Origin of the sequence: Bradyrhizobium barranii subsp. apii (assembly GCF_011516635.5) — a bacterium.
In the GTDB taxonomy this organism is placed as follows: domain Bacteria; phylum Pseudomonadota; class Alphaproteobacteria; order Rhizobiales; family Xanthobacteraceae; genus Bradyrhizobium; species Bradyrhizobium barranii.
In genome coordinates this window covers 5,343,273-5,366,801 of the sequence record NZ_CP096255.1, presented here as the reverse complement: position 1 = coordinate 5,366,801, position 23,529 = coordinate 5,343,273, and the positions used below count along the sequence as shown (strand labels likewise).

The following is a 23,529-nucleotide window of genomic DNA, read 5'->3' as shown; positions in this document are numbered from 1 at the left end:
TGAGACACAGCGAGTTTTCGGGATGAGGGGATGAGCGGCGAACGTCATTTGCGGCCCGTTGCTGCGACGGATGACCGCGTTCGTCTGGCACAGAGGTTGCTTCGATCAACTGCAATCTGGGTTGATCCGATGAGCTTCCGGCCGTTCACGAGCGAGTCCTACGCGCAAGACGACCGCCCCGAAGCCTGGCGGGACGTGCTGGCGGCGGTTGGCCTGCAACCGGCGACCGGCCATTCCTTCTTTGACGGACATGCAACCGCATCGCATCGCCATGCCGCAGGTGTTGCGCTGACGCGCATGGCCGCTGGCGCGCAAAGCGTCGCGCCTCTTTCGCAACCGAATGAAGACCTTCCGATCGCGCTGATCCCGGTCGAGGACGGCATGGTGCTGAAGAGCGCCGGCGGCCACCGCATCGTTCCGGTCGGCCATCTCGTGCTGCTGCCGCGGAGCGGGGACTGGAGCATCGTGTTCCAGCGCGACATGCGGGCCATCGTGCTGTCGGTGACCTCGGAAGCGCTGCACGGACGCCTCTCGGGCAGGCCGCGGCTCGGCGAGCCCCGCGTCGTTCCACCCAGCGGCTTTGCCGATGTGTTCTCGCGTCTGCTGGACGCGACCGCGCGCACGCTCGACACGTTGAGCGATGCCGAGTGGAATTCGGTCGCGCAGTCGCTCGTTGATCTGCTCCTGACGCTCGCGCATCAACTGGCGGCTTCGACGTCCGATGCCGGATCGAGCGCGACGCAGGCAGCGCTGCTGCATCGGATCTGCCAGACCATCGAGCGCCGGCTCGACGATCCCGAACTGGCACCGGCGCGCGTCGCGCAGGCCGAGGGGATTTCCGAGCGCTACCTGCAAAAGCTGTTCGAGACGGTCGGCGACAATTTCACCCATTACGTCCGGGAGCGCCGCCTCCAGCGTGCCTGGGCCGATCTGTCCAATCCGACCGAGGCGCATCGTTCGATCTCGGAGATCGCCTATGCCTACGGCTTTGGCGATTCCGCTCATTTCAGCCGCGCCTTCCGTCACCGCTTCGGCCTGCCGCCGCGCGAGTTTCGCCAGCAGGAGGCGGAGCGGGCGACCTTGCAGCACGGCATTGCCGGCCAGCGCGGCTGGCCGCAGGAGGCGCTGGCGCAACTGCGCGTGCATTCGAGCGTCGAGGCACGCAGCACCGTTGCGTGTGCCGGCACTGAGGAGCGGACGACCACGGAACGCAGGCATCACCATCTCCCGGTCGAAGCCAGCCGCATCCATTGGGGCTATTTCAGCCGCTCGCTGGCGCCGCAAATCGAGATCGCCTCGGGGGACACCATCACCGTCGAGACGCTGACGCAGCACGCCTCCGACGCACCCGAGATGATGATCGCGGGCGATGCCGGTGCTGAAAGCGTGTTCGGCTGGACACGGGACAAGAAGAACGTCGATCGTCGCGGCGCTGGCCCGATGGATGCCAGCGTGTTCGGCCGTGGCGCCGGCGAAGGATTTGGCGTGCACATCTGCACAGGGCCGGTCGCGGTGAAGGATGCTCAGCCCGGCGACGTGCTGGAGGTGCGCATCCTCGACATCGTGCCGCGCGCGAGCCGCAATCCGAACCATGCCGGCCGCGTGTTCGGCTCCTCGGTCGCGGCCTGGTGGGGCTATCACTACAACGAGTTTCTCGGCGGTCCCATGCCGCGCGAGGTCGTCACCATCTACGAGATCTTCGACGATCCAGAGGAGCCGCACGCCCGGGCGCTTTATTCCTATCGCTGGGAGCCGCAGACCGACCCCTTCGGCGTCATGCACGCCACCTACGACTATCCCGGCGTCCCCGTCGCGCCGGCCACGGTGAAGCGCCGGCATGCCGTACTCGATGGCATCCGCATTCCCCTGAGGCCGCATTTCGGCGTGATCGCGGTGGCGCCGCGCGAGGTCGATTTCGTCGACTCCGTGCCGCCGTCCTATTTCGGCGGCAATCTCGACAATTGGCGGCTGGGGAAGGGGTCTACCGTCTATCTTCCGGTTTCGGTGCCCGGCGCGCTGCTCTCGGTCGGCGATTCCCATGCCACGCAGGGCGACGGCGAGCTCAGCGGCACCGCGATCGAATGTTCGATGACAGGGACGTTCGAGGTGATCCTGCACAAGAAGGCCGATCTTGCAGGCCGGCCCTTTGCCGATCTCTCTTATCCCCTGATCGAGACCGAGACCGACTGGGTGTTGACCGGGTTCAGCCATCCCAACTATCTCGCCGAGTTCGGCGCGCAGGGCCAGAGCGAGGTCTACGCAAAGTCCTCGCTCGACCTTGCCATGAAGGATGCGTTCCGGAAAATGCGGCGCTTCCTGATGAACGTCAAAGGCCTCAGCGAGGACGAGGCGATCGCGTTGATGTCGGCCGCCGTCGATTTTGGCGTCACCCAGGTCGTCGACGGTAATTGGGGCGTGCACGCCATCCTCAGCAAGCGCCTGTTTCGGGACGCGACTTAACAAGGACATCTCAAGTGAAATTCCACATGATCAGCGGCGGACCGAAGCCGGTCGCGCCCTTCAGCCACGCCGTCGAGACCGACGGGTTTGTCTTCGTCACCGGCCAGATGCCGGACACGCCGCAGGCGCCGGGTGTGCTGCCCGACGGCATAGAGGCGCAGACGCGGGCCGTGATGGAGAATTTGAAGGTGGTGCTCGCCGGCCTCGATCTCGGCCTCGAGCACGTCGTGATGACGCGGATCTATCTGACGCGTTTCAAGGAAGACTACGCCTCAATGAACGAGACCTATCGCAGCTTCTTCGCACCGGATCGTTTGCCGGCTCGCACGTGTGTCGGCGTCACCGGGCTCGCCTATGATGCGCTGATCGAGATCGACCTGGTGTGCCGGCGGCCGTGAGCTCGGCTTTCGCAGCCCGGTCGCTGCGGCACGAACTGATGCGCAGCAGAGCCGGGGCCCATGCCACAGCTACGGTGCGGCTTTCCGGGTCCCGGCTTGGCGCCGTAACGTTCCACGTTGCAACGCGGCCGGGACACGAGAGTAGCAGTCGCCAAACGCTCCCTCCACTTCGTCTTAAATTGCAACCCGCGCGTGCAAGAAGTCTTGATCGGCCGTGATCTAGGGATGATCAACCGCCTTGAACGCGTCGCCTGCGGCCGACGACTAACCCACAGAGTGCATGAGGGTCAGGGGAACGTGATCGTACTTCCTCTTCCTAAGGCACCAAAATGGTGCTTTAGTGCTTTCCATGAGCCCGTCGTCCCGAAACGCGCCATCCGCGCTGCGTTACAGGCTTGCCCCTGACCCGGCCGCCAAGGCCGCCATGGAGGCGACGTTCCAGGCCTATGACCGCATGATGGAGATCCTGGACGAGGTCGCGCGGAGCCATAACGTCGGATCGAACGTCGTCCTGCTCCATGCCCATGCCTATGAGTCGATCCGGAAACAGACCGCGCTGCCCTCGCGCCTGGTGACGCTGGGCCTGCGCGACCGCGCCGATTATCGCGCCGCGCAGGGCCGCCGCCTGCCGCTCGACGACAAGCTCGCCAAGATCAAGGGCCCCGCCACCATTTCGATTGCAACCGTGGAAGGGCGCTTCAGCGTTCCCTTCGACTATGCCGGCTATGCCGAGGGTTGGGGGCAGAGCGCTCCCGCGCACCTCATCCGCACCGACGACGGTTTCGAAGTTCACTACGGTGTCACGCCGAACAATCTGCCAGAGGAGGAGAACGCTATGGATACCATCGCTGCCGCCCCCGACAACTTCCTGTCCCGGGTCGGGCGCCTGATCGCCGGGATCGCCTATGACGCGATCGAGCAGGCGGAGGGGAAGAACAAGCTGAACGTGGTTGGCCAAGCCATCCGCGAGATCGAGCGCGCGGAGAGCGAAGCGCGCGATGCGCTCGCGGCCGCGCGCGCCGAGGAATACCGTCTCAACGCGCGCCGCACCGAGATCGAACGCGAGATGACCGATCTCACGCCCAAGATCGAGGGCGCGATCGCGGATAGCCGCGACGATCTCGCCTGCGCCGGCATCGCGCGTCAGATAGACCTCGAGGCGCAGTTCGAGGTGCTCTCCCGGGCCATCGATGAGAACAACGAGAAGATCGAACAGTGCGTGACGTCGCTGCGCGCCGTGCTGTCAGCATTGCAAGATGCCGAGCAGCGCCGCGCCGATCTCGAAAAGAGCGAGGCTCACGCAAGCCATCAGGCCTCGACGTCGCCCCGGAAGTCCGGTGGTGCCTCGGCGGCAGCGAAGGCCTTGCGCGCGGGCAGGGCGGTGGCGCGCGCCACCGGCGTTCCGGCAGCGATCCCGTATTCAAGCGACATCGACGAGCTCAGCACGTTGCATCGCGACAAGGAGATTGCAGCGAGGCTGGCGCGGTTGAAGTCGCGCTCCTGAGTAATGTGTCATGAGCGCTCTGCTCGAACATGTGATGTCGCCGGAGGTCAGGCCGTTCGCGATCGCGGCGGCCATGATCCTCATCGTCGGCTCGATCGAGGTGGTCTCGATGCTGGTCGGGGCCTCGCTGAGCGAGATGCTCGGCACCAACATCGATTTTGGTCACCCCAGCGACAATGGCGTGATCAACGCCATTTCCTGGATCAATGTCGGCGGCGTGCCGCTGCTCATCTTCCTGCTGCTGCTGCTAGGCGCCTTCTCCATCACCGGCTTTCTGATCCAGGACATCGCGCGGATGGTGGCCGGTCCCTTGCCGGCGACGCTCGCCTCGGTCGGGGCGGTCGCCGTCTCGATTCCGCTCGTCCGCGCTACCAGCCGCGCCATCGCGCGGGTCATCCCCAAGGATGAAAGCTATGCCGTCGGTCTTGGCGATCTCGTCGGCCGCGTCGGCGAGGTCGTCATCGGCCCGCTCGATCAGGGGCCGCCCGGCCGCGTCAGCGTCGCCGATGTCCACGGCAACCGCCATTTCGTCTGGGCGGTCGCCGCACCGTCATCATCGCCCCTGCCGCAGGGAACTATGGTCCTGCTGGTCGATCGCGCCGGCACCCGCTTCGTGGCGGTGAAGGCCGACGATGAACTGAAACCTTCCAAGCCGACTCTAAGCAGCTAGCAAGCCATTTATTGGAGAAAGTCATGTTCGACATCGCAGTCCCGGCCATGATCGGCGTCGCGCTGATCGTTGTCCTCGGGATCGTCTTCACCATCCTCTATAAGCGCGCTACCCGCGACGAGGCCTTCGTACGCACCGGCCTCGGCGGCAAGAAGGTCGTGCTCGACGGCGGCGCCATGATCCTGCCGATCTTCCACTCCTATGCCAGCGTCAATCTGAAGACGCTGCGGCTCACCGTCGAGCGCAAGGAGCGGGAGTCCCTGATCACCAAGGACCGCCTGCGCGTCGACATCGTCGCCGAGTTCTACGTGCGCGTCCGTCCTGACGATGAGAGCATTGCGCTCGCGAGCCAGACGCTGGGCGCGCTGACGAATGACGCCGAAGCCCTGCGTAACCAGGTCGAGGCAAAATTCGTCGACGGCCTGCGTTCGGTGGCGGCCACCATGTCCATCCTGGAGTTGCAGGAGAAGCGCAGCGACTTCGTCAAGCATGTGCAGGCGACAGTGGAATCGGACGTGAAATCCAACGGTCTCGAGCTTGAATCGGTGTCGCTGACCAAGCTCGACCAGACCGACGTCAAATTCTTCAACCCGGAGAACTTCTTCGACGCCGAAGGTCTGACCCAGCTGAAGACCGTTACCGAGACGCGCCGGCGCGACCGCAACTCGATCGTGCGCGACAACGAGGTGGCGATTGCGCAAAAGGACCTCGAGGCGCGGCAGCAGACCCTGACCATCGAGCGCACCAAGAAGGAGGCCGAGCTTTCCCAGGAGCGGGACATCGCCAACAAGACCGCGAGCACCCGCGCCGAGGTGGCGACCGCAACCCAGACCGCGCGCCTGACCGAGGAGAACGCCCGCATCGACACCGACCGCGCCGTTGCCGAGAAGGAGGCCGGCGCCAAGCAGGTCAAGGAAACCGCGGTCATCGAGTCGGATCTGGCCATCAACAAGCGCAAGACCGACGCGCAGCGCGAAATCCAGATCGCCACGCAGGAGAACGAGATTCAGATCGCGGCTAAGAGCAAGCAGACCTCGGAAGCCGTCGCCGACGCCAAGACCGCCGAGGCGCTCGCCGTCTCCGCGGAAGAAAAGGTCGTGACCGCCCGCGCGGTCGAGGTCGCCGACCGTGCCCGTCTCACCCAGGTTCTCGCCGCGCGCACCGAGGCCGAGCGCAAGTCGACCGAGCTGATCGTCGCGGCCGAAGCCGAAAAGAAGGCCTCGCTCGATCGCGCCGAGGCCGTCAAGACGCTGGCCACCGCGGAAGCCGAGTCCAACAAGATCAAGGCTGTCGGCGTCAGGAATATCGGCGAGGCCGAAGCCGCCATCATCACGCTCAAGAACGAGGCGCAGAACAAGCTCGGCGCCAACGTCATCGACTTCGAGCTCGCCAAGAAGCGGATCGAGACCATGCCCTCAGCGCTGGCCGAGATGGTCAAGCCGATCGGCAATCTCAAGGACGTCCGCATCCTGCACACCGGCGGCGCGTTCGGCGGCAATGGCACCGGCGGCGGCAATGTCGGCTTCGGCGAAGGGCTTGCGGGCGAGCTCCTCAAGGTGCACGCGCTGCGTCCGATGATCGACGAGATCCTGCGCCAGAGCGGGTTTGCGCCGGGCGAGGATCCCGTGAAAGCGCTGGTCGGCGCCGTGACGGGAAAGAGCAACGGCGCCGCAGTGCCAGCGCCCGTGCCGGAGAAAACAAACACCGCCGATCTATGAACGCCGGTTCATTGCTGCGGAGAATTCGAATCGATATGAACTGCCCGTGCGCGTCTCGCGTCGCGCAAGCTCCGGAGCGTCGATCGATCGCGTGTTGAACCACTCGATCGCGCTCCGGGTGAATTCTTCGAGGCAACGCCATTTGTTGCCGCGGTGCCTGCGCGGATCGACGTCAGGCACCGGAGCCTCTTTCGATCGGGGGAATTTCACATGAAGTATTTTCTGTCCGGACTGATCGCGATCGGTCTTGCGATCGCCGTTACGCCGTCGTTCGCGGCCGACGCCCGCAACGTCACCGTCGTCAACGAGACCGGCTATGCCATCAAATTCCTGGGCTTCAACGCGCCGGACGACGGCCTGGACGAATGGGAGAACGAGCTCGAAAAGGTTTTGCAGAACCAGGCGAGCACCTATGTCGAGTTCGAGGAGGACGACGAGGGATGTGTCTGGAACATCCGCGTCGACTGGCAGAACTATGACGAGTCCGTGCTCTGGAAGAACGTCAACCTCTGCAAGATCACCGCGCTTCGGCTGCGGTACGACTCCGGAACCAAGACCACGTCCTTCGTCGCCGAATAGTTTGACCTAACTTGAGCCAGGGGAGGGGCGGCGGCCCTTCCTCGGCGCATTGTGCAAGATCGCGAATTCGTCCTTTGCAAGTGCAAGCGGCTTTGTTATACGCAGCCGCGCGCGAACGACTGGTTCGCCCTTTCCTCGGTAGCTCAGCGGTAGAGCATCCGACTGTTAATCGGATGGTCGCTGGTTCGAATCCAGCCCGGGGAGCCAAAATCCAGCAAATTCAAAGCCTTACTTGCGTTGTAATTGCGCAACACCACTCGGGGCCGCGCGTTGGGCCCGGCGCACGGCTGTGCAGTCGGCCGGTGGAGAGGGAATCGGTCGGACCATAGCTGTCCCCCAGCACAGCCTGACCAGGCGCCTATAATTCATGCTGAGAGGGTTGAACCCTCAGGCGAGGGACAGTTCGTCCTCCCAGGGTCTGCGACGGACGTTCCCCGAACATCGCATAGTAATACTGCGAGAACCGCCCGAGCTCGTAGAAGCCCTGCTGCATGGCGGCAGCGGCCACGGTCGTCGAGCCGGGAACGCTCTCATGCAGAATGGAATGAACCGCACACAGCCGCTTGTGCCTGAGGAAGCTGACCGGGCCCAAGCCGAACACCTCCTGGAACGCGCGATGGAGGGTGCGGCGCGACACCCCGAGAGCGGCGCAGATCTCCGAGACATGCACCGGGCGCGTGCCGGCCTCGTCGAGATACTCCTCGACCCGGCGGATCAGCCGCCTTGCCGAAGGCAGCCAGCCGGTGTCGTCGGGCGGTAGCGACGACATCACGTTGGCCGCCATGCATTCGACGATCGATCGCTTCCAGAAATCGGCGGTCGAGGGCGTCAGGCCGCTCCTGTAGGTGCGCAGATGTGACATGATCCGGACCAGACGATGTGCGGCGATCGCGCCGCTATCGGGGTCCGCCCGGAAATGGTCGCGCCTGCGCCAGGTGTCGGGATTGCTCAGCCTCGCTTCGCCGCCGAACAGCGATGCGACCTCGTTGATGTCGAAGCGCATGGCGGCGTAAGCGGATGCACCGTGAAAGATTCCGTCATGCTCGAGCAGCGGCGGAATCACGAGCACGTCGTTGAGGCGCATGTCGAAGGACCAGTGGGTGACGCGCTCTTCGGCCGCGAGCAGCATCCCGATGATCAGCTTGTCGTCGCTGGCGACACGCTGCGTGCGCATGCCGACGCTGAAGGTGCCGATGCTGAGCGAGAAATCGCCGATGCCGACATGGGAGAGCGATCCGCGCAATCGCCCGCGCCCGAGCTGCATGACATCGACGTGTGAGCCGTGAACGGCCTGGTGAAGACCTTCGAAGCCGTCGAGCTTACGCGAATCAACCAGAAGGAATTGGCCCATGGCGCCACCCTGTTACTCAAGCGCGACAATTCTGCGGCAGGCGGCGGCTGAACACCACTACAACGCGAAGTGGGTACGACAGTCCGAGTTCGCGCTTTGAGGTAAATCATCGCCGAATTTGACGCGAGCTGTACGCCACACGACGCTGCGGATTGAGGAATTTGCGACATGTGTCGTTAAGCCTCACCGATCGGCGCGACGTATTGGCACAAACTGCACATCACGGGCATCCTATCTTCGGATACCATTTGCAACCTAGGCGATATCGGCAACGATCGTTCTGCGAACCGCGGGGCGGGGATGGCGGTATGGTGTTGCCGCGGGCTCGAAGGATGTGCGCAAAAGAGGGAGAGATGCTGACGCAAGTCTACGACACCCATCTCGCACCCTCGGCGCCAAGAAGAGGGGACCAGACAATGCGTCCAGAATGCCGGGCAATGTGCTCTCGTCGACGCCTGCTGAAATCCGCGCCATAGTATCGGGTGGAATACTCGTATCGGAGTTTCCACGATGCTGAGGGCGGATACGGATCACTGCGAGTGGTTGCCGGACGACGTGAAGACCGGCGAGATGGTCTTCATTCCCGGCGGGACCTTCCGTATGGGATCCGACCATCATTATCCCGAGGAGGCGCCGAGCCATCGCGTCTCCGTCGACGGTTTCTGGATCGACCGCACCTCCGTCACCAACCGGCAGTTCAAGCAATTCGTCAACGCGACCGGCCACGTCACCGAGGCGCAGATCGTTCCCGACCCCAAGGACTATCCCGGCGCGCTGAAGGAGATGCTCTACGCCGGCTCGCTGGTGTTCTCGCCGCTGCCGCGTATCACCGATCTCACCGACTGGAGCCAGTGGTGGTCCTTCATGCGCGGCGCCAACTGGCGTCATCCTTACGGCCCCGGCAGCAACATCAAGGGCCTCGACGACCATCCGGTCGTGCACGTCTCCTATAGCGATGCGGCAGCCTATGCCCGCTGGGCCGGCAAGGAGCTGCCGACGGAAGCGGAATGGGAGTTCGCCGCGCGCGGCGGCCTCGACGGCGAGGAGTTCGCCTGGGGCGATGCGCTGATGCCCGGCGGCAAGCACATGGCCAACATCTGGCAGGGCAATTTCCCCGTCCAGAATCTCGGCGAGGATGGGTTCAAGCGTACCTCGCCGGTCATGGCTTTCCCGCCGAACGGCTACGGCCTCCACGACATGATCGGCAATGTCTGGGAGTGGACCTCGGACTGGTGGTCGTCAAAGCATGCCGCCGATGCCGTAAAGCCTTGCTGCATTCCCAGAAATCCCCGCGGTGGCCGCGAGGAGGCGAGCTTTGATCCATGTCAACCCGACATCCGCATCCCGCGCAAAGTCTTGAAGGGCGGCTCGCATCTCTGCGCGCCGAACTATTGCCGTCGCTACCGCCCCGCGGCGCGCCACGCCGAGCCGGTCGATACTTCAACCAGCCATGTCGGCTTCCGCTGCGTGATGCGGACGCCTCTCGTTGTTCATCGCGAACAAGAAGGGTCTGCTGCAACATAGCAAGATAGGGAGTATCGCATGAGCAGCGAGTTGGAGAAGAACAACACCCAGTCCGGGGCTGACCAGTCGATCAATCGCCGAAAACTGCTTTTGGGAACTTCGTCCCGTCGCCGCGGCGACGCTGACATCGGAGGCACTGGCGCAAGCGCAGAAAGCGGCGCCAGGTTCAGCCGCGAGCCCGGCGGCTTCATCGGCGTCCGGCCGCAAGCCGAACATCCTCGTGATCTTCGGCGACGACATCGGACAGACCAATGTCTCCGCCTATTCCTTTGGTGTGATGGGCTATCGCACGCCGAACATCGACCGCATCGCGAAAGAAGGCATGATGTTCACTGACTATTACGCCGAGCAGAGCTGCACGGCGGGGCGGTCCTCGTTCATCACTGGCCAATGCACGCTGCGCACCGGCCTTTCAAAGGTGGGCATTCCCGGCGCGACCGTGGGTCTGCAAGCGCGAGACGCGACCATCGCAGAGTTGTTGAAGCCGCTTGGTTACGCCACCGGGCAGTTCGGCAAGAACCACCTCGGCGACCGCAATGAATATCTGCCAACCGTGCACGGCTTCGACGAATTCTTCGGCAATCTCTACCACCTCAACGCCGAGGAAGATCCGGAGAACCGCTTTTATCCGACCGGTATGCGGGACCAGATCGGCCCACGGGGCGTGCTGCGTTGCAAGGCGTCGGATCGCGACGATCCGACCGAACATCCGCGCTGGGGCAAGGTCGGCAAGCAGACCATCGAGGACACCGGCGCACTCACCAAGAAACGGATGGAAACGATCGACGACGAAACATCGGCTGCCGCCATCGATTTCATGCAACGTCAGGCGAAGGCCAACACGCCATTCTTCTGCTGGTTCAACACGACCCGAATGCACTTTCGCACGCATGTACGGGAGTCCCATCGTGGCCCGCCCGGGCTGACGGCCAGGACCGAATACGCCGACGGCATGATCGAAAACGATGCGACGATCGGAACGGTGCTCAAGGCTATCGACGATCTCGGCATCGGTAACGATACCGTCGTGATCTACACCACGGATAATGGGCCGCATCAGAACTCCTGGCCGGATGCGGGAACGACGCCGTTCCGCAGCGAAAAGAACACCAACTGGGAGGGCGCGTTCCGCGTGCCGTGCATGATCCGCTGGCCAGGACGAATTCAACCCGGCTCGATCTCGAACGAGACCATCAGCGCGCTCGACTGGATGCCGACCCTGCTGGCGGCCGCGGGTGAACCGGATATCAAGGACAAACTGCTGAGGGGGCACCAGGCCGGAAGCAAAACGTTCAAGGTCCATCTCGACGGATATAACCAGCTTCCCCACCTCACGGGTCAGCAGGAGCGCAGCGCGCGCAAGGAGTTTGTCTACTTCGACGATGATGGCGACGTGGTGGCTCTGCGCTACGAGAACTGGAAAGTCGTCTTCGAAGAGCAGCGTGCGCAAGGTACATTAAGAATTTGGGCCGAGCCGTTTACCAAATTGCGCGTGCCGAAAATCTTCGATCTGCGCTCGGACCCCTACGAGCGCGCGGATATCACGTCGAACACCTACTACGACTGGCTCATGACGGACGGCGCGGGTGTGTTCATTGCTGCGCCTAGAATTGTGGGGGAGTTCCTCGCCACCTTCAAGGAATTTCCCCCGAGTCAGCGGCCGTCGAGCTTCAGCATCGATCAGATCGTCGAGAAGATGCAGAGGAGTTTTCAAGTCACGCAATAGTGTGGCGTAACCGCCTGGCAGCAACGCCGAGCGGCTGACGTGAACGACCAATGAAACACAGGGAGCGTAGAAATGAGCGGCGAACTAAAGAACAAGAACAATTCCTCCGACGCTGAACAAACGATCAACCGCAGAAATCTGCTCCTTGGAACATCATCGATCGTCGCAGCAGCGACGCTGACCTCGGAAGCACTGGCGCAAGCGCAGCAAGCAGCGCCCTCTCGCGCGCCGGCGGCAGCTCAGCCAGCGGGAGGCAAGCCCAACATTCTCGTGATCTGGGGCGACGATATCGGCATCGCCAACATCAGCGCCTACTCCAACGGATTGATGGGCTACGAGACGCCCAACATCGATCGCATCGGACGCGAGGGGATCAAGTTCCTCCACTATTACGGCGAACAATCATGCACGGCGGGTCGCGCGGCGTTCCTGACCGGCCAACACGGCATTCGCAGCGGCCTGACCAAAGTCGGCTTTCCCGGTGCGCCGATGGGCATGAGCCAGCTCGACCCATCGATTGGCGGCCTCCTCAAAAATCTCGGCTACGGCACCGGACAGTTCGGCAAGAACCACGTCGGCGACCGCAACGAGTCGCTGCCGACCGTGAACGGCTTCGACGAATTCTTCGGCAATCTCTATCATCTCAACGCCGAGGAGGAGCCGGAACTACCCGACTATCCCAAGGACCCCAGCTACCTCGCCAAGTTCGGCCCCCGAGGCGTGCTGAGGTGCAAGGCGGCAGACCGCGACGATCCGACCGTAGACCCCCGCTTCGGCAAGATCAGCAAACAGACCATCGAAGATACCGGCGCGCTGACCAAGAAGCGCATGGAAACGATCGACGACGAGACGTCGGCCGCGGCCATCGACTACATGAAACGGCAACAGGCCGCCGGCAAACCGTTCTTCTGCTGGTTCAACGCCACGCGCATGCATTTGCGCACCCATGTGCGTACCGATCATCGCGGCCGCTACACGCATGGCGACAGCGAATACATCGACGGCATGCAGGAGCATGACGATACGGTGGGTACTCTGCTCAAAGCCCTCGACGATATGGGGATCGCCAACAACACCATCGTCGTCTACTCCAGCGACAACGGTCCTCACATGAACAGCTGGCCGGACGGCGCGATGACCTGGTTCCGTTCCGAGAAGAACACCAACTGGGAAGGCGCTTTCCGCGTGCCGTGCCTGGTGCGCTGGCCGGGCGTCATCAAGCCGGGCACGGTCACCAATGAGCTGATGAGCCACAACGACTGGATTCCGACGTTGTGCTCGGCGGCAGGTGAGCCCGACATCGTCAACAAGCTGAGCGCCGGGTACACCGCCAACGGCATCAACTACAAGGTCCATCTCGACGGGTTCGACCAGACCGCATTCCTGCGCAACGTCAGCGGCACGGCCGGCAACAACAACGGCACCAAGAGCGCTCGTGACAAGTTCTTCTACTCGGATGATGACGGCTTGCTCGTGGCCTTGCGCAAGGGCGACTACAAGTATGTCTACGCCGAGCAGCGTCTGCCCGGCACACTGGGCGTCTGGGCCGAGCCCTTCACCAAGCTACGCCTCCAGAAGATATTCAACCTGCTTCAGGATCCGTTCGAGAGGGCTGACATCACCTCGAACACATTCTGGGACTGGCAACTCAACCATGTCGGGCAGGTCTACGGCGCGATGGACGACGTCGGCGCCTTCGTCATGACCTTCAAGGATTTTCCGCCGCGGTCGTTCCCACCGAGTTTCGTACCGGCCACGATCCTTGAAGAGCAGCTCGATGAGATCAAGGACAACCGCGCCAGGGCAGGACAACGAGCCCAGAGCATCGACAAGATACGCTCAGGCGTCAATCAGATGATCGAACAGCAGCTCCAGCAACGCGGAGTCAAATAGCTGACACCCCATCCTCACCGGCCCGCGTCGTTGCGGGCCGGTGCCACCTTCGTAGTTACTCGCTTGCGCCTGTGAGATCCAGAATGCCCGTTTCCCTCGCATCTGCCACCCGGCGTGGGTTTCTGATCGGTTTCGCCGCCATCAATGCTGTCGCGGTCTGGAGTGCGGCAGCTTTTGCTCGAACCGGACCTCTACCTTCGTGGAACGACGGGGTCACGAAGACATCAATCATCGACTTTGTTGGGCGGGTGACCTCGCAAGGCGGAGTCGATTTCGTGCCGCCGGCGGAGCGCGTTGCCGTGTTCGACAGCGACGGTACACTTTGGTGCGAACAGCCAATTTATTTCCAGGCGGCCTTCGGCCTCGATAGCGTCAGGGCGATGGCGCCGCAGCATCCCGAGTGGAAGCAGCAGCAGCCCTTAAAGGCGTTCCTCTCAGGCAACAAGGACGTGCTGGCGGCGCAGGGTGAGAAAGGTCTTTTGACGCTGATCGCGGCGTCCCATAGCGGCATAACGACGGACGCCTATGCGGCCTCGGTTGCCGATTGGCTGGCCCGGGCGCAGCACCCGCGCTGTCAGCGCCCCTACAAGGAGCTTGTCTATCAGCCGATGGTGGAGCTGCTCGTATACTTGCGCGCAAATGGCTTCAAGACCTTCATCGCCTCGGGTGGAGGCGTCGAATTCATGCGGGCGTGGGCGGAGAAAGCCTACGGCATCCCGCCGGAGCAGGTAGTTGGCTCCTCCGGAGTCGCGCAGTTCAAGATCGGCACTGACGGGCGTCCCGTCCTGACGAAGCTGCCCAAGGTCGAGTTCATCGACGATGGCCCCGGCAAGCCGTCGGGCATCAACCGCTTCATCGGCCGCCGTCCAATCCTCGCCTTCGGCAATTCGGACGGCGACCACCAGATGCTGCAATGGACCGCGGCCGGACCTGGAGCGCGCTTCGTCGGCATCGTCCATCACACCGATGCGGCCCGCGAATATTCCTACGACAGGGAGTCCAAGATCGGAAAGCTCGACAAGGCCTGGGACGAGGCCACGCAGCGCGGCTGGACCGTCGTCGACATGGCAAAGGACTGGACGACGGTGTTTGCGTCCGAACGCGGCACCGCGGAAGCGTCGCAATGACGAGGACGCGTGCGGGAAGCTGCATCAACGACAGCAATAACAAAGGGAGGGACAAGGATGTCTGGACATATGCGCATGTTTCGGTGGACGAACTGCCTGCTGGCGTTGGCAACCGGCGCGTCGCTTCCGGTCGGAACGGTGTCGGCGGCGCCGCTCCAGCCAGCGGCAATCCAGCAGGGCGCGACTGGACCATCCGATCTGATCGAGGTGCGTGCCGCTGTTCGCCGCGGCGGGGCCGCCATGGGGCCGCGTGGTGGGGCCGTGGTCCATCGTGGCGGCGCCGTGGTCGGCCCCCGAGGCGCCGCCTATCGCGGCCGGACCGCAGTGGTCGGACCGCGCGGCAACGTCGCCGTCCGCAGCACCACGGCCGTGGCCGGGCGCGGCGGCTGGGCGCGACCCGGCTATTACCACTGGCCGAGGGGCGGCGCGATCGCTGCCGGTGCGGCGATCGGTTTCGTGACGGCGGCCACGGCTGTGGCCTGGGCGGGTGCTGCGCCCGCGCCGGGGATGTGCTGGTACTACACCGATCCATCCCGCACGCAGGGTTTTTGGGACTACTGCCAATGAAGGCACGTCACTGACGCAATAAGGCGGCGGTCATGAGCGGCTACGACATCTTCGCCTGGATCGTGTTGGTGATCCTGCTCGCCAGCGCGATCGGCGTGGTCTGTATCGCGGGCTGGCTGCCCGGCCACATCGCGAAGTCGCGCAACCATCCTCATGCGCAGGCAGTGACTGTCGCCGGCTGGATCACGCTGTTCTTCGGCTTCGCGCTGTGGCCGATCGCGTTGATCTGGGCCTATCTCGACGTGCCCGCACGCAAGGCGGGAGATGCGTGATGGGTGTCGCGCTCTTCAATACCTATCTGGTGCTGCTGTTCCTGCTGGTGCATTTCGGGATCGTACGCTTCAACCTGTTCTGGAAGGCGTCGCCCGCGATCGTGCTGGTGCTGCTGCTGTTCGGACTGCTGATCCCGATGGGGTGGGGCGCACCGCAGGGCAATGCGCTGGTCGTGCGCAATGCAGTCTCGATCGTGCCTGATGTGGCGGGCGAGGTGACGGATGTTCCGGTTCTCGCCAACGCGCCGCTGAGGGCAGGCGATGTCCTGTTCAAGATCGACCCGACGCCTTACGCGGCGCAGGTCAAGGCGATCGACGCGCAGTTCAAGCTCGCCAAGACGCGCCTCGGCCAGATGACGCAGCTCTACGAGCGCGACGCCGGCCGCGGCTTCGATGTCGAACAGCGGCAATCGGAGGCCGACCAGCTCTCCGGCCAGCTCGAGGCCGCGCAGTGGAATCTCGACAAGACAGTGGTGCGCGCGCCGGCCGACGGCTACGTCACCAATCTCGCGCTGCGCAAGGGCGCGCGCGTGGCGAACCTGCCGCTGGCACCGGTGATGGCGTTCATTGACGTCTCAAGCACCATCATCGGCGTCGAGATCAACCAGAACGATGCGCGCTACGTGGCGCCCGGCCAGGAGGTCGAGGCCACATTCAAATTCGCACCCGGGCAGATCTACTCCGGCAAGGTCGAGAGCGTGCTCCAGGCGATCGCGACCGGACAGGTGCAGACATCGGGCACGGCAGTCCTGCCGAAAGCCATCGAGGCCGCCCCCTTCGTCGTGCGCGTCAAGCTCGACGACGCCGATTTCGTCAAACGGTTGCCGGCCGGCAGCGCCGGAACGGCTGCGATCTACACCGATCACGTCAAACCGACCCACGTCGTGCGCCGCGTGATCCTGCGGCAGGTCGCGATCCTGAATTACGTCAATCCGTTCTAGCGAGAGGGCGCATGAAAAGAGCAGTGCTGACGGCTTCGTTCCTCATCCTCACCTCGGCCACGCAGGCGCAGTCGCCGGTCCCGGTGACGATCGATAATTTTGGGCGCGCGGAATCCGACCTGTACTTCGGCAACGGCGTCAAGGACGCCGGTGGCATCGGCAAGCTGTTTCACCATCGCGAGCCGATGGCGATCGATAAGCAGGGCGTCATCCGGTCGAATCGTGACACGCTGTACTCCATGGTCGTCGTTGATCTCGATGCGGGACCGGTAACGATCAAGTTGCCGGACGCTGGCAAGCGGTTCCGGTCGTTGATGGTGGTCAACGAGGATCACTACATCGTCGGCGACATAGAGTATCGCGCCGGAAGTTACACCTACGATCGGAAGAGGGTCGGCACACGCTATGCGCTGATCGGGCTTCGAACCCTCGTCGATCCCAACGATCCCAAGGATGTCGAGAAGGTCCGCGCAGTCCAGGACGCCGTCACGATCAGCCAGAAGGCCCCGGGCAAGTTCGAGATACCGAATTGGGATCCGGTCAGTCAGAAGAAGGTGCGGGACGCGCTCCTGGTGCTGTCGTCAACCGCAGGCGGCTTCAAGAATGCGTTTGGCGCCAAGGGGCAGGTCGATCCGATCCGGCACCTGATCGCGACCGCTGCGGGATGGGGCGGCAATCCCGACAAGGACGCCACCTATCTCAGCGTCACTCCCGAGAAGAACGACGGCAGCACCGTCTACAAGCTGACCGTCCCCGGCAATGTGCCGGTGGACGGCTTCTGGTCGATCAGTCTCTACAACGCCGAGGGCTATTTCGAGAAAAACCCCTACAACGCTTACTCGCTCAACAATCTGACGGCGACGAAATCAGCCGACGGCTCCACGGTGGTCCAGTTCGGTGGCTGTGACGGCAAGATCCCGAACTGCCTGCCGATCATGAAGGGCTGGAACTACACGGTGCGACTCTATCGGCCGCGTGCCGAAATTCTGAACGGCAAGTGGAAATTCCCCGAGCCGAAGCCGGTGAGCTGAAGGCTGAACGAGAATGGAGGCTGTCATGAGACACGCAATCGCAGGCGCCATCGCCATGACACTGATGACAGCGAGCGCGCATGCGCAGAGTCTGTCGCCGGATGAGGTTGCCGCGCGCACTATCCAGCGTCGCGCAGTCGAGGCGATGATCTGGGGCATGCCGGCGGTGAATGCCGATCTCATGCTCCAGACCATGCTTGGGACGACCAAGGCAAAGCCGAACGAGATCATTTACTGGTCGAAGCCGGTGAACTGGAAGAACCAGACGCTGACGCCCAATCCGGACTCGATCTATCTGATGTCGTTCTGGAACGTGAAGGACGGCCCGGTCGTGATCGACATTCCGCCCGCGCAAGGCGGCTCGATCGCGGGCAACATCGTCACGGCGTGGCAGATGCCGCTGGAGGACGCAGGTCCCGAAGGCGCCGACAAGGGGCAGGGCGGCAAATATTTGATCCTGCCGCCCGGTTACAAGGGCGACGCGCCCGCGGGCTACATCTCGCTTCAGTCGGACACGTTCAGCGGCTTCGCGCTGCTGCGCTCCAATCTCGCAAGCCACGGCGATGCCGACGTGGCGAAGTCGGTCTCCTACGGCAAGCAGGTCAAGGTCTACCCACTCGCGCAGGCGAAGGATCCGCCGCAGACCAATTTCACTGACGCCTACGACGTGCTGTTCGACTCCACGATTCCCTTCGATGCGAGCTTCTATCGCAGCCTCGACCGCGTGGTGCAGAACGAGCCGTGGCTCGATCGCGATCGGGCCATGATCGACCAGCTCGCGAGCATCGGCATCGAGAAGGGCAAGGCTTTCAATCCGGATCAGAAGACCGTCGCGCTGCTCGATCAGGCCGCCCGCGAGGCCCATGCGATACTCGAACAGCGCTACGACGCCGGCTTCGCCGTAATCAACCCGGGCATCCGCTGGTTCCCGGCTGCGGTGCCGGAGATGGTCAAGGCGGCGAGTACTGGATACGCCGATCCGAACACCTATCCGGTCGACATGCGCGGCGTCTCCTACACGCTTGGCTTCACCGGTATCAAGCGACTGGGCACCGCGCAGTTCTACCTGTTGGCCAACAAGGACAGGGATGGCCAGCCGTTCGACGGCGCCGCCACCTATCGCCTGACGGTGCCCGCCAACGCGCCGGTCAAGCAATACTGGTCCGCAACCGTCTACGACCGCGAGACGCACGCGCTGGTGCGCAACATGCCGAGTGCAAGCCGGGCTTCGATCAGCCCGGGCATCCAGAAGAATGCCGACGGTTCGGTCGATGTCTATTTCGGTCCGAAGGCGCCGGAGGGCAAGGAAGCCAATTGGGTGCCGACCGATCCGGCGCGGAAGTTCGAGTTGCTATTCCGCCTCTACGGGCCCGAGCAGCCGCTGTTCGACCACAGCTGGAAACTGCCCGATGCCGAGCGTGTCGCCGCCACGATCGGGGGCGCCAAGAAGTAGTGCAATTGGGCGAGCGTGATGCGTTCGGGTGGAAGACGTGACGAGAATAGGGAGACGCGACGTGACGGGACACATTCGCAAAGCCGGGCTCGGGACTGCATTGGCGCTGGCGAGCTTCGCCGCTCAGCCCGCGCTCGCCGTTTCTGGCGGCGTGAGCTTCTGGCTTCCGGGCATCTTCGGCAGCTTGGCCGCCGTTCCCGTAACGCCTGGATGGGCCTATTCGACGATCTACCTTCACCTCAACGAAAAGGCCGGAGGAGGGCAGAACTTCGTCACCAGCGGCGGCATACCCGGCTCGGTGACCGCCGGCCTCAACGCACATGCCGACGCGTTCGTCATGGGCATCACCTACACCTCGCCGATGCCGGTGCTGGGCGGCCAAGCCGGCTTCACCGTGCTCACCGCGCCCGGCAACATTGGCGCCGGCATCGATGCGACGCTGACCGGTCCGCGCGGCAATACGATCTCGGGCAGCGCCACCGACAACCGCACGACGCTGACCGACGTGTTCTACCAGGGCACGCTGAAATGGAATCAGGGCGTCCACAACGAGCTGGTCTACATCACCGGCAACATCCCGAGCGGCACCTATGATTCCAGCCGGCTCGCCAATCTGAGTTTTGGCTTCCCCGCCATCGACGTCGGTGCCGGCTACACCTATCTCGATCCGAAGACCGGACACGAATTCTCGATCGTCGGCGGCCTCACCTATAGTTTCATGAACGGGGCCCTCCAGTATCAGAACGGCATGGATTTTCATGTCGACTGGGCTGCCTCGCAGTTCGTCAGCAAGAACGTTCACATCGGCATCGCCGGCTATTTCTTCCAGCAGATCACCGACGATAGCGGTCCCGGCGCCAAGCTCGGTGGCTTCCGCGGTCAGGCGGTCGGCATCGGTCCGCAGATCGGTTTCATGATCCCGATGTCCGACGGCTACCAGGGCTATCTCAATGTCCGAGGCTACAAGGACCTTGAGACCGAGAACCGGCCGAACAGCTGGTCGACCTGGGTTACTTTCTCGGTCTCGCCGGCAGCGCCCGCGCCGGTGGCGACGAAGCCCATCGTTCGAAAGTACTGATGGAGGCGTTCAGGCAGCTCCGATGACCGGAGAGAAAACCAGCAAACGCGTATTTCGCATTGGCTACCAGACATCGATCATCACGGTGTTCGTGGGCGTGGTGCTGCTTGTGGGCCTGACGCTGGTCTATCTCAGCTTCGAACGCGTGACCGCCATCACCAGGACGGCCGCCTCTGGCTTCATCGAGAAGGTGGCGCAGCTTGGCGCCGATCACATCGACGAGCAGTTCAAGAATGTCCGCGACAATCTCGACATCCTGTCCGGCCTGCCGCCGATCCAGGAGGCCGACATCGCGGACAATACGCGGCTCTACAGCCTGATGGCGGCGATGCTGCGCAACAACCCGCAGCTCTTCAATCTCTATGTCGGCTACGAGGACGGCTCGTTCATCGAGATGGACGTGATCGACCGGGCCCAGCCGTCGTTCCGGAAGGGCTTGAACGTCGATGAGGATGCTGCCTTCCGGCTGGTCGTGATCTCGCGCACGGCGGGGGCCGCGCCTGTCACGCAGTATCTCTCCGAAAACCTCATTCAGGTTGCCGAGGTCGCCGGACCCGCGAGCTACGACCCGCGGCAGCGGCCCTGGTATGTCGAGGCGTTCAAGAACGACAAGACGCTGTTGACCGGTCCTTACGTCTTCTACGCCACGGGCGAGCCGGGCTACACGCTGCGGACGCCGTTGAGGGAAGGGCGCCGCGGCGTCATTGCGGGTGATTTGCTGCTGAACCGGTTCGAGGACATGCTGGCGGAGCAGAAGCTCGGCCAATCAGGGCTGGCGTTCCTGTTCAACGATGCCGGGCGCATCGTCGGCCATCCCGAGATGAACCGCCTGATGGCGGAGATCCCGGAGCGGCAGGACGACCTGCCACAGATCGGCGCGCTCCGGCTGCCCGCGCTCGTGCCGGTCATCCGCTCCTGGCGGGACGGAGGGGCGGCCCAGCAGTTCTTTGCCGACGCGTCGGGCCGAACCTATGTTGCAGCGGTTCACAGGCTCGAGACGGCCGGCTCGGCCAATATCCGGATGGCGATGGTCGCGCCGCTCGACGAGTTCTATGCGCAGATCATCGATGAGCGCCGCACGCTGTTCGCTCTGGCGCTCGCCTTCGTCGGAGCCACGCTGCCATTCGCGTTCTGGCTGGGATCACTGATGGCGCAGCCGCTGCGCAAGCTCGCCGACGAGACCGACGCGATTCAGCGGTTCGAGATTACCGAGCGGCCGCGCGTCCATTCCGTCATCGCCGAGATCGAGGAGCTTGGCCGCTCGGTGTTCACCATGCGCAGCGTGGTCCGCAGCTTTGCGAGCTTCATCCCGCGCCAGATCGTGCGGCAGCTGATCGAGACCGGCTCTTCGCTCAGCCTCGGCGGCTCCAGGCGTGAGGTCACGGTGCTGTTCACCGACGTCGCCGATTTTACCGCCAAGACGGAGCGCGCCGACCCGTCGCAGGTGATGATCCACACCTCGCGCTATTTCGCGGTGCTGTCGGATGAGATTATGCGGCACCAGGGCACGGTCGACAAATATATCGGCGACGCCGTGATGGCGTTCTGGAACGCGCCGGCGGACGATCCCGACCACACCGTCAATGCCTGCCGCGCCATCCTGGCATGCCTCGCGGCCAACGAAGCGCTCAACAAGGAGTTTCGGCGCGAGGGCTGGCCGCCCTACGACACCCGCTTCGGCCTGCATGTCGGCGACGCCGTGGTCGGCAACATCGGCTCGAGCGACCGGATGAACTACACCGCGCTTGGCGCCACCATCAACCTGGCGTCGCGGCTGGAGGGACTGAACAAGAATTACGGCACGCGCGTGCTGGTCAGCGCGGCGGTCCGCGCCAGCGTCGGCGATCGGTTCCTGTTCCGCAGCGTCGACAGCATCACGCCGAAGGGATTTGCCGACGCGATCGAAGTCAGTGAGCTCCGCGGCGAGCTGGCGCACGCCGATGAAGCCGAGGTTGCGATGTGTCGACGCTGGGATGAAGTCTTTGCGGCGATCGCGCAGGACGGCGCGGCCGAGACGACGCGGGTCCGGCTGTCGGGCTTCCTGCACGACTATCCCAAGGATAGCGTCGCGCTATTTCATGCCCAGCGATTTCGGTCCGCGGCCCGGAATGCGGGAGCGGCGGCATGAACATCTTCGGTGTCAATCGCCGGCAGTTGCTGCGGCACGGCGCGGCGCTGGCGGCTGCGTCAATGCACGCGGCGCCAGCCATTGCGCAGGCGCGCAGCAGAATTCGGCTCGGTTATCTCCACGTGGTCGCCGTGGACGGACACATCTGGACCGGGCTCGATCGCGGCTCGTTCGACCGCGAGGGGATCGATTTCGAATTGCACGAGTTCAACACCGGACCTGAGGTCTTCGAGGCGATGGCGCGGGGTGAGCTCGACGTCCTCTCGGCCGGCGGCGTCATCTCCAACTATCTGGCGCTCGGCCGCGGCCGCGGCTTTCTCATCAACGACATTGAGGTCGCGACCGCGCAGCTCTGGGTCCGGCCGGCGCTCGGCGTCAAGGGGATGGCCGATCTCAGGGGCAAGCGGATCGCGACGACGATGAAAACCACGGCGCACATTTTTCTCGATCGCGCGCTGCGGGCCAATAACGTCAATCCGTCCGAGGTCGAGATCGTCAACGGCAGCATGGCCGCCGCCGTCAAGGCGTTCATCGCCGGCGAGGTGCCGGCCGTTGCGCTCTGGGTGCCGTTCAACATTGCCGTCCGCGAGGCGTTGCCGGATGCGGTCAAGCTGGTGGACGCCTCCGCCTTCTACCCGCAATCCGCCGTGCTCGGCGGCTGGGCCGCGCGGATGGATTTTTATGCGGGGAACAGGGACGTGCTGGCCCGGATCATCCGCGCCTGGGCGGAAGCGAACGACCACATGGTGCGCAACCCGGCGGCCGCAGCGGAGGCGCTCCAGACACATTACGGGCAGTCGCGTCCCGCCGACATCGCGGAAGCCCTCAAGGCCCAGAAGCTCTATTCCTCGCGCGAATGGAAGCGGCTGTATTCCGACGGGACCGTCGTGAAATGGCTCCAGCAGGTCAGTGACTTCTTCATGACGGATGCCGGCGTCACCACACCCGTGCGGGCCGCAGACTATTTCGACACGCAGCTCTACCTTGCAACCGTCGCCTGAACTTGCAGGGGGCACAGGCTCGCACGGACACTCCCTTCGGGCCATGCATCGACTGCCCAGCGTCCAGATCATATTTCAATGTGTTTTCAATATCCTGCGCCCGCATTC

General features: G+C 63.6%; 19 protein-coding genes and 1 tRNA gene. 19 read left to right on the top strand and 1 reads right to left on the bottom strand.

Annotated features, from left to right (window positions below):
* Positions 1-129 precede the first annotated feature (129 nt).
* The 7 genes from HAP41_RS25505 to HAP41_RS25475 all read left to right on the top strand — a co-directional run bounded on the left by HAP41_RS25505 (position 130) and on the right by HAP41_RS25475 (position 7,536).
* Positions 130-2,460, top strand: coding sequence for an acetamidase/formamidase family protein (locus tag HAP41_RS25505; protein WP_085401463.1), 2,331 nt, complete (start codon positions 130-132; stop codon positions 2,458-2,460).
* A gap of 14 nt (positions 2,461-2,474) precedes the next feature.
* Positions 2,475-2,858 (top strand): RidA family protein, encoded by a 384-nt coding sequence (locus HAP41_RS25500; RefSeq protein WP_085401464.1) that lies wholly within the window; start codon positions 2,475-2,477, stop codon positions 2,856-2,858.
* A gap of 340 nt (positions 2,859-3,198) precedes the next feature.
* Positions 3,199-4,362, top strand: a complete 1,164-nt coding sequence (locus tag HAP41_RS25495) for a PspA/IM30 family protein (RefSeq protein WP_166096524.1) — start codon at positions 3,199-3,201, stop codon at positions 4,360-4,362.
* Between the two features lie 10 nt (positions 4,363-4,372).
* Positions 4,373-5,032: an OB-fold-containig protein gene (locus HAP41_RS25490; RefSeq protein ID WP_166096525.1), complete on the top strand. Its 660-nt coding sequence runs from the start codon at positions 4,373-4,375 to the stop codon at positions 5,030-5,032.
* Positions 5,033-5,055: 23 nt separating this feature from the next.
* A complete protein-coding gene (locus tag HAP41_RS25485; RefSeq protein WP_166096526.1) occupies positions 5,056-6,750 on the top strand; it encodes a flotillin family protein in 1,695 nt (564 codons plus the stop codon).
* Between the two features lie 210 nt (positions 6,751-6,960).
* Positions 6,961-7,329, top strand: coding sequence for a hypothetical protein (locus HAP41_RS25480; protein ID WP_166096527.1), 369 nt, complete (start codon positions 6,961-6,963; stop codon positions 7,327-7,329).
* A gap of 132 nt (positions 7,330-7,461) precedes the next feature.
* Positions 7,462-7,536, top strand: a tRNA-Asn gene (locus HAP41_RS25475).
* 151 nt (positions 7,537-7,687) lie between these two features.
* Here the strand turns inward: HAP41_RS25475 and HAP41_RS25470 are convergent.
* Positions 7,688-8,680, bottom strand: a complete 993-nt coding sequence (locus HAP41_RS25470) for a helix-turn-helix domain-containing protein (protein ID WP_166096528.1) — start codon at positions 8,678-8,680, stop codon at positions 7,688-7,690.
* Positions 8,681-9,190: 510 nt separating this feature from the next.
* Between HAP41_RS25470 and HAP41_RS25465 the strand changes: the two genes are divergently transcribed.
* The 12 genes from HAP41_RS25465 (at position 9,191) to HAP41_RS25410 (ending at position 23,421) form a co-directional block, all read left to right on the top strand.
* Positions 9,191-10,204 (top strand): formylglycine-generating enzyme family protein, encoded by a 1,014-nt coding sequence (locus tag HAP41_RS25465; protein ID WP_166096529.1) that lies wholly within the window; start codon positions 9,191-9,193, stop codon positions 10,202-10,204.
* A 121-nt stretch (positions 10,205-10,325) separates the two neighbouring features.
* Positions 10,326-11,930, top strand: coding sequence for an arylsulfatase (locus tag HAP41_RS25460; protein WP_414643392.1), 1,605 nt, complete (start codon positions 10,326-10,328; stop codon positions 11,928-11,930).
* Between the two features lie 72 nt (positions 11,931-12,002).
* Positions 12,003-13,823, top strand: a complete 1,821-nt coding sequence (locus HAP41_RS25455) for an arylsulfatase (RefSeq protein WP_166096530.1) — start codon at positions 12,003-12,005, stop codon at positions 13,821-13,823.
* A gap of 83 nt (positions 13,824-13,906) precedes the next feature.
* Positions 13,907-14,950 (top strand): HAD family hydrolase, encoded by a 1,044-nt coding sequence (locus HAP41_RS25450; RefSeq protein WP_166096531.1) that lies wholly within the window; start codon positions 13,907-13,909, stop codon positions 14,948-14,950.
* A gap of 57 nt (positions 14,951-15,007) precedes the next feature.
* The gene (locus tag HAP41_RS25445; RefSeq protein ID WP_166096532.1) at positions 15,008-15,517 is read left to right on the top strand and encodes a hypothetical protein; all 510 of its coding nucleotides are present in this window, start codon (positions 15,008-15,010) and stop codon (positions 15,515-15,517) included.
* Between the two features lie 32 nt (positions 15,518-15,549).
* Positions 15,550-15,789, top strand: coding sequence for a DUF3302 domain-containing protein (locus tag HAP41_RS25440; RefSeq protein ID WP_014495358.1), 240 nt, complete (start codon positions 15,550-15,552; stop codon positions 15,787-15,789).
* Positions 15,789-16,730, top strand: a complete 942-nt coding sequence (locus HAP41_RS25435) for an HlyD family secretion protein (RefSeq protein WP_085399542.1) — start codon at positions 15,789-15,791, stop codon at positions 16,728-16,730. Before HAP41_RS25440 ends, HAP41_RS25435 begins: the two co-directional genes overlap by 1 nt.
* An 11-nt stretch (positions 16,731-16,741) precedes the next feature.
* Positions 16,742-17,761: a DUF1214 domain-containing protein gene (locus HAP41_RS25430; protein ID WP_166096533.1), complete on the top strand. Its 1,020-nt coding sequence runs from the start codon at positions 16,742-16,744 to the stop codon at positions 17,759-17,761.
* 25 nt (positions 17,762-17,786) lie between these two features.
* Positions 17,787-19,214 carry a DUF1254 domain-containing protein gene (locus HAP41_RS25425; RefSeq protein ID WP_166096534.1) on the top strand — a complete coding sequence of 476 codons (1,428 nt, stop codon included), beginning with the start codon at positions 17,787-17,789 and terminating at the stop codon, positions 19,212-19,214.
* Positions 19,215-19,275: 61 nt separating this feature from the next.
* Positions 19,276-20,292 carry a SphA family protein gene (locus HAP41_RS25420; protein ID WP_166096535.1) on the top strand — a complete coding sequence of 339 codons (1,017 nt, stop codon included), beginning with the start codon at positions 19,276-19,278 and terminating at the stop codon, positions 20,290-20,292.
* Between the two features lie 22 nt (positions 20,293-20,314).
* Complete coding sequence (locus HAP41_RS25415) at positions 20,315-22,420, top strand: adenylate/guanylate cyclase domain-containing protein (RefSeq protein ID WP_166096536.1); 2,106 nt, start codon at positions 20,315-20,317, stop codon at positions 22,418-22,420.
* On the top strand, positions 22,417-23,421 hold the full coding sequence (locus tag HAP41_RS25410; RefSeq protein ID WP_166096537.1) for an ABC transporter substrate-binding protein: 1,005 nt from the start codon (positions 22,417-22,419) through the stop codon (positions 23,419-23,421). The genes HAP41_RS25415 and HAP41_RS25410 overlap by 4 nt, the downstream gene beginning before the upstream one ends.
* Positions 23,422-23,529: the final 108 nt, after the last annotated feature.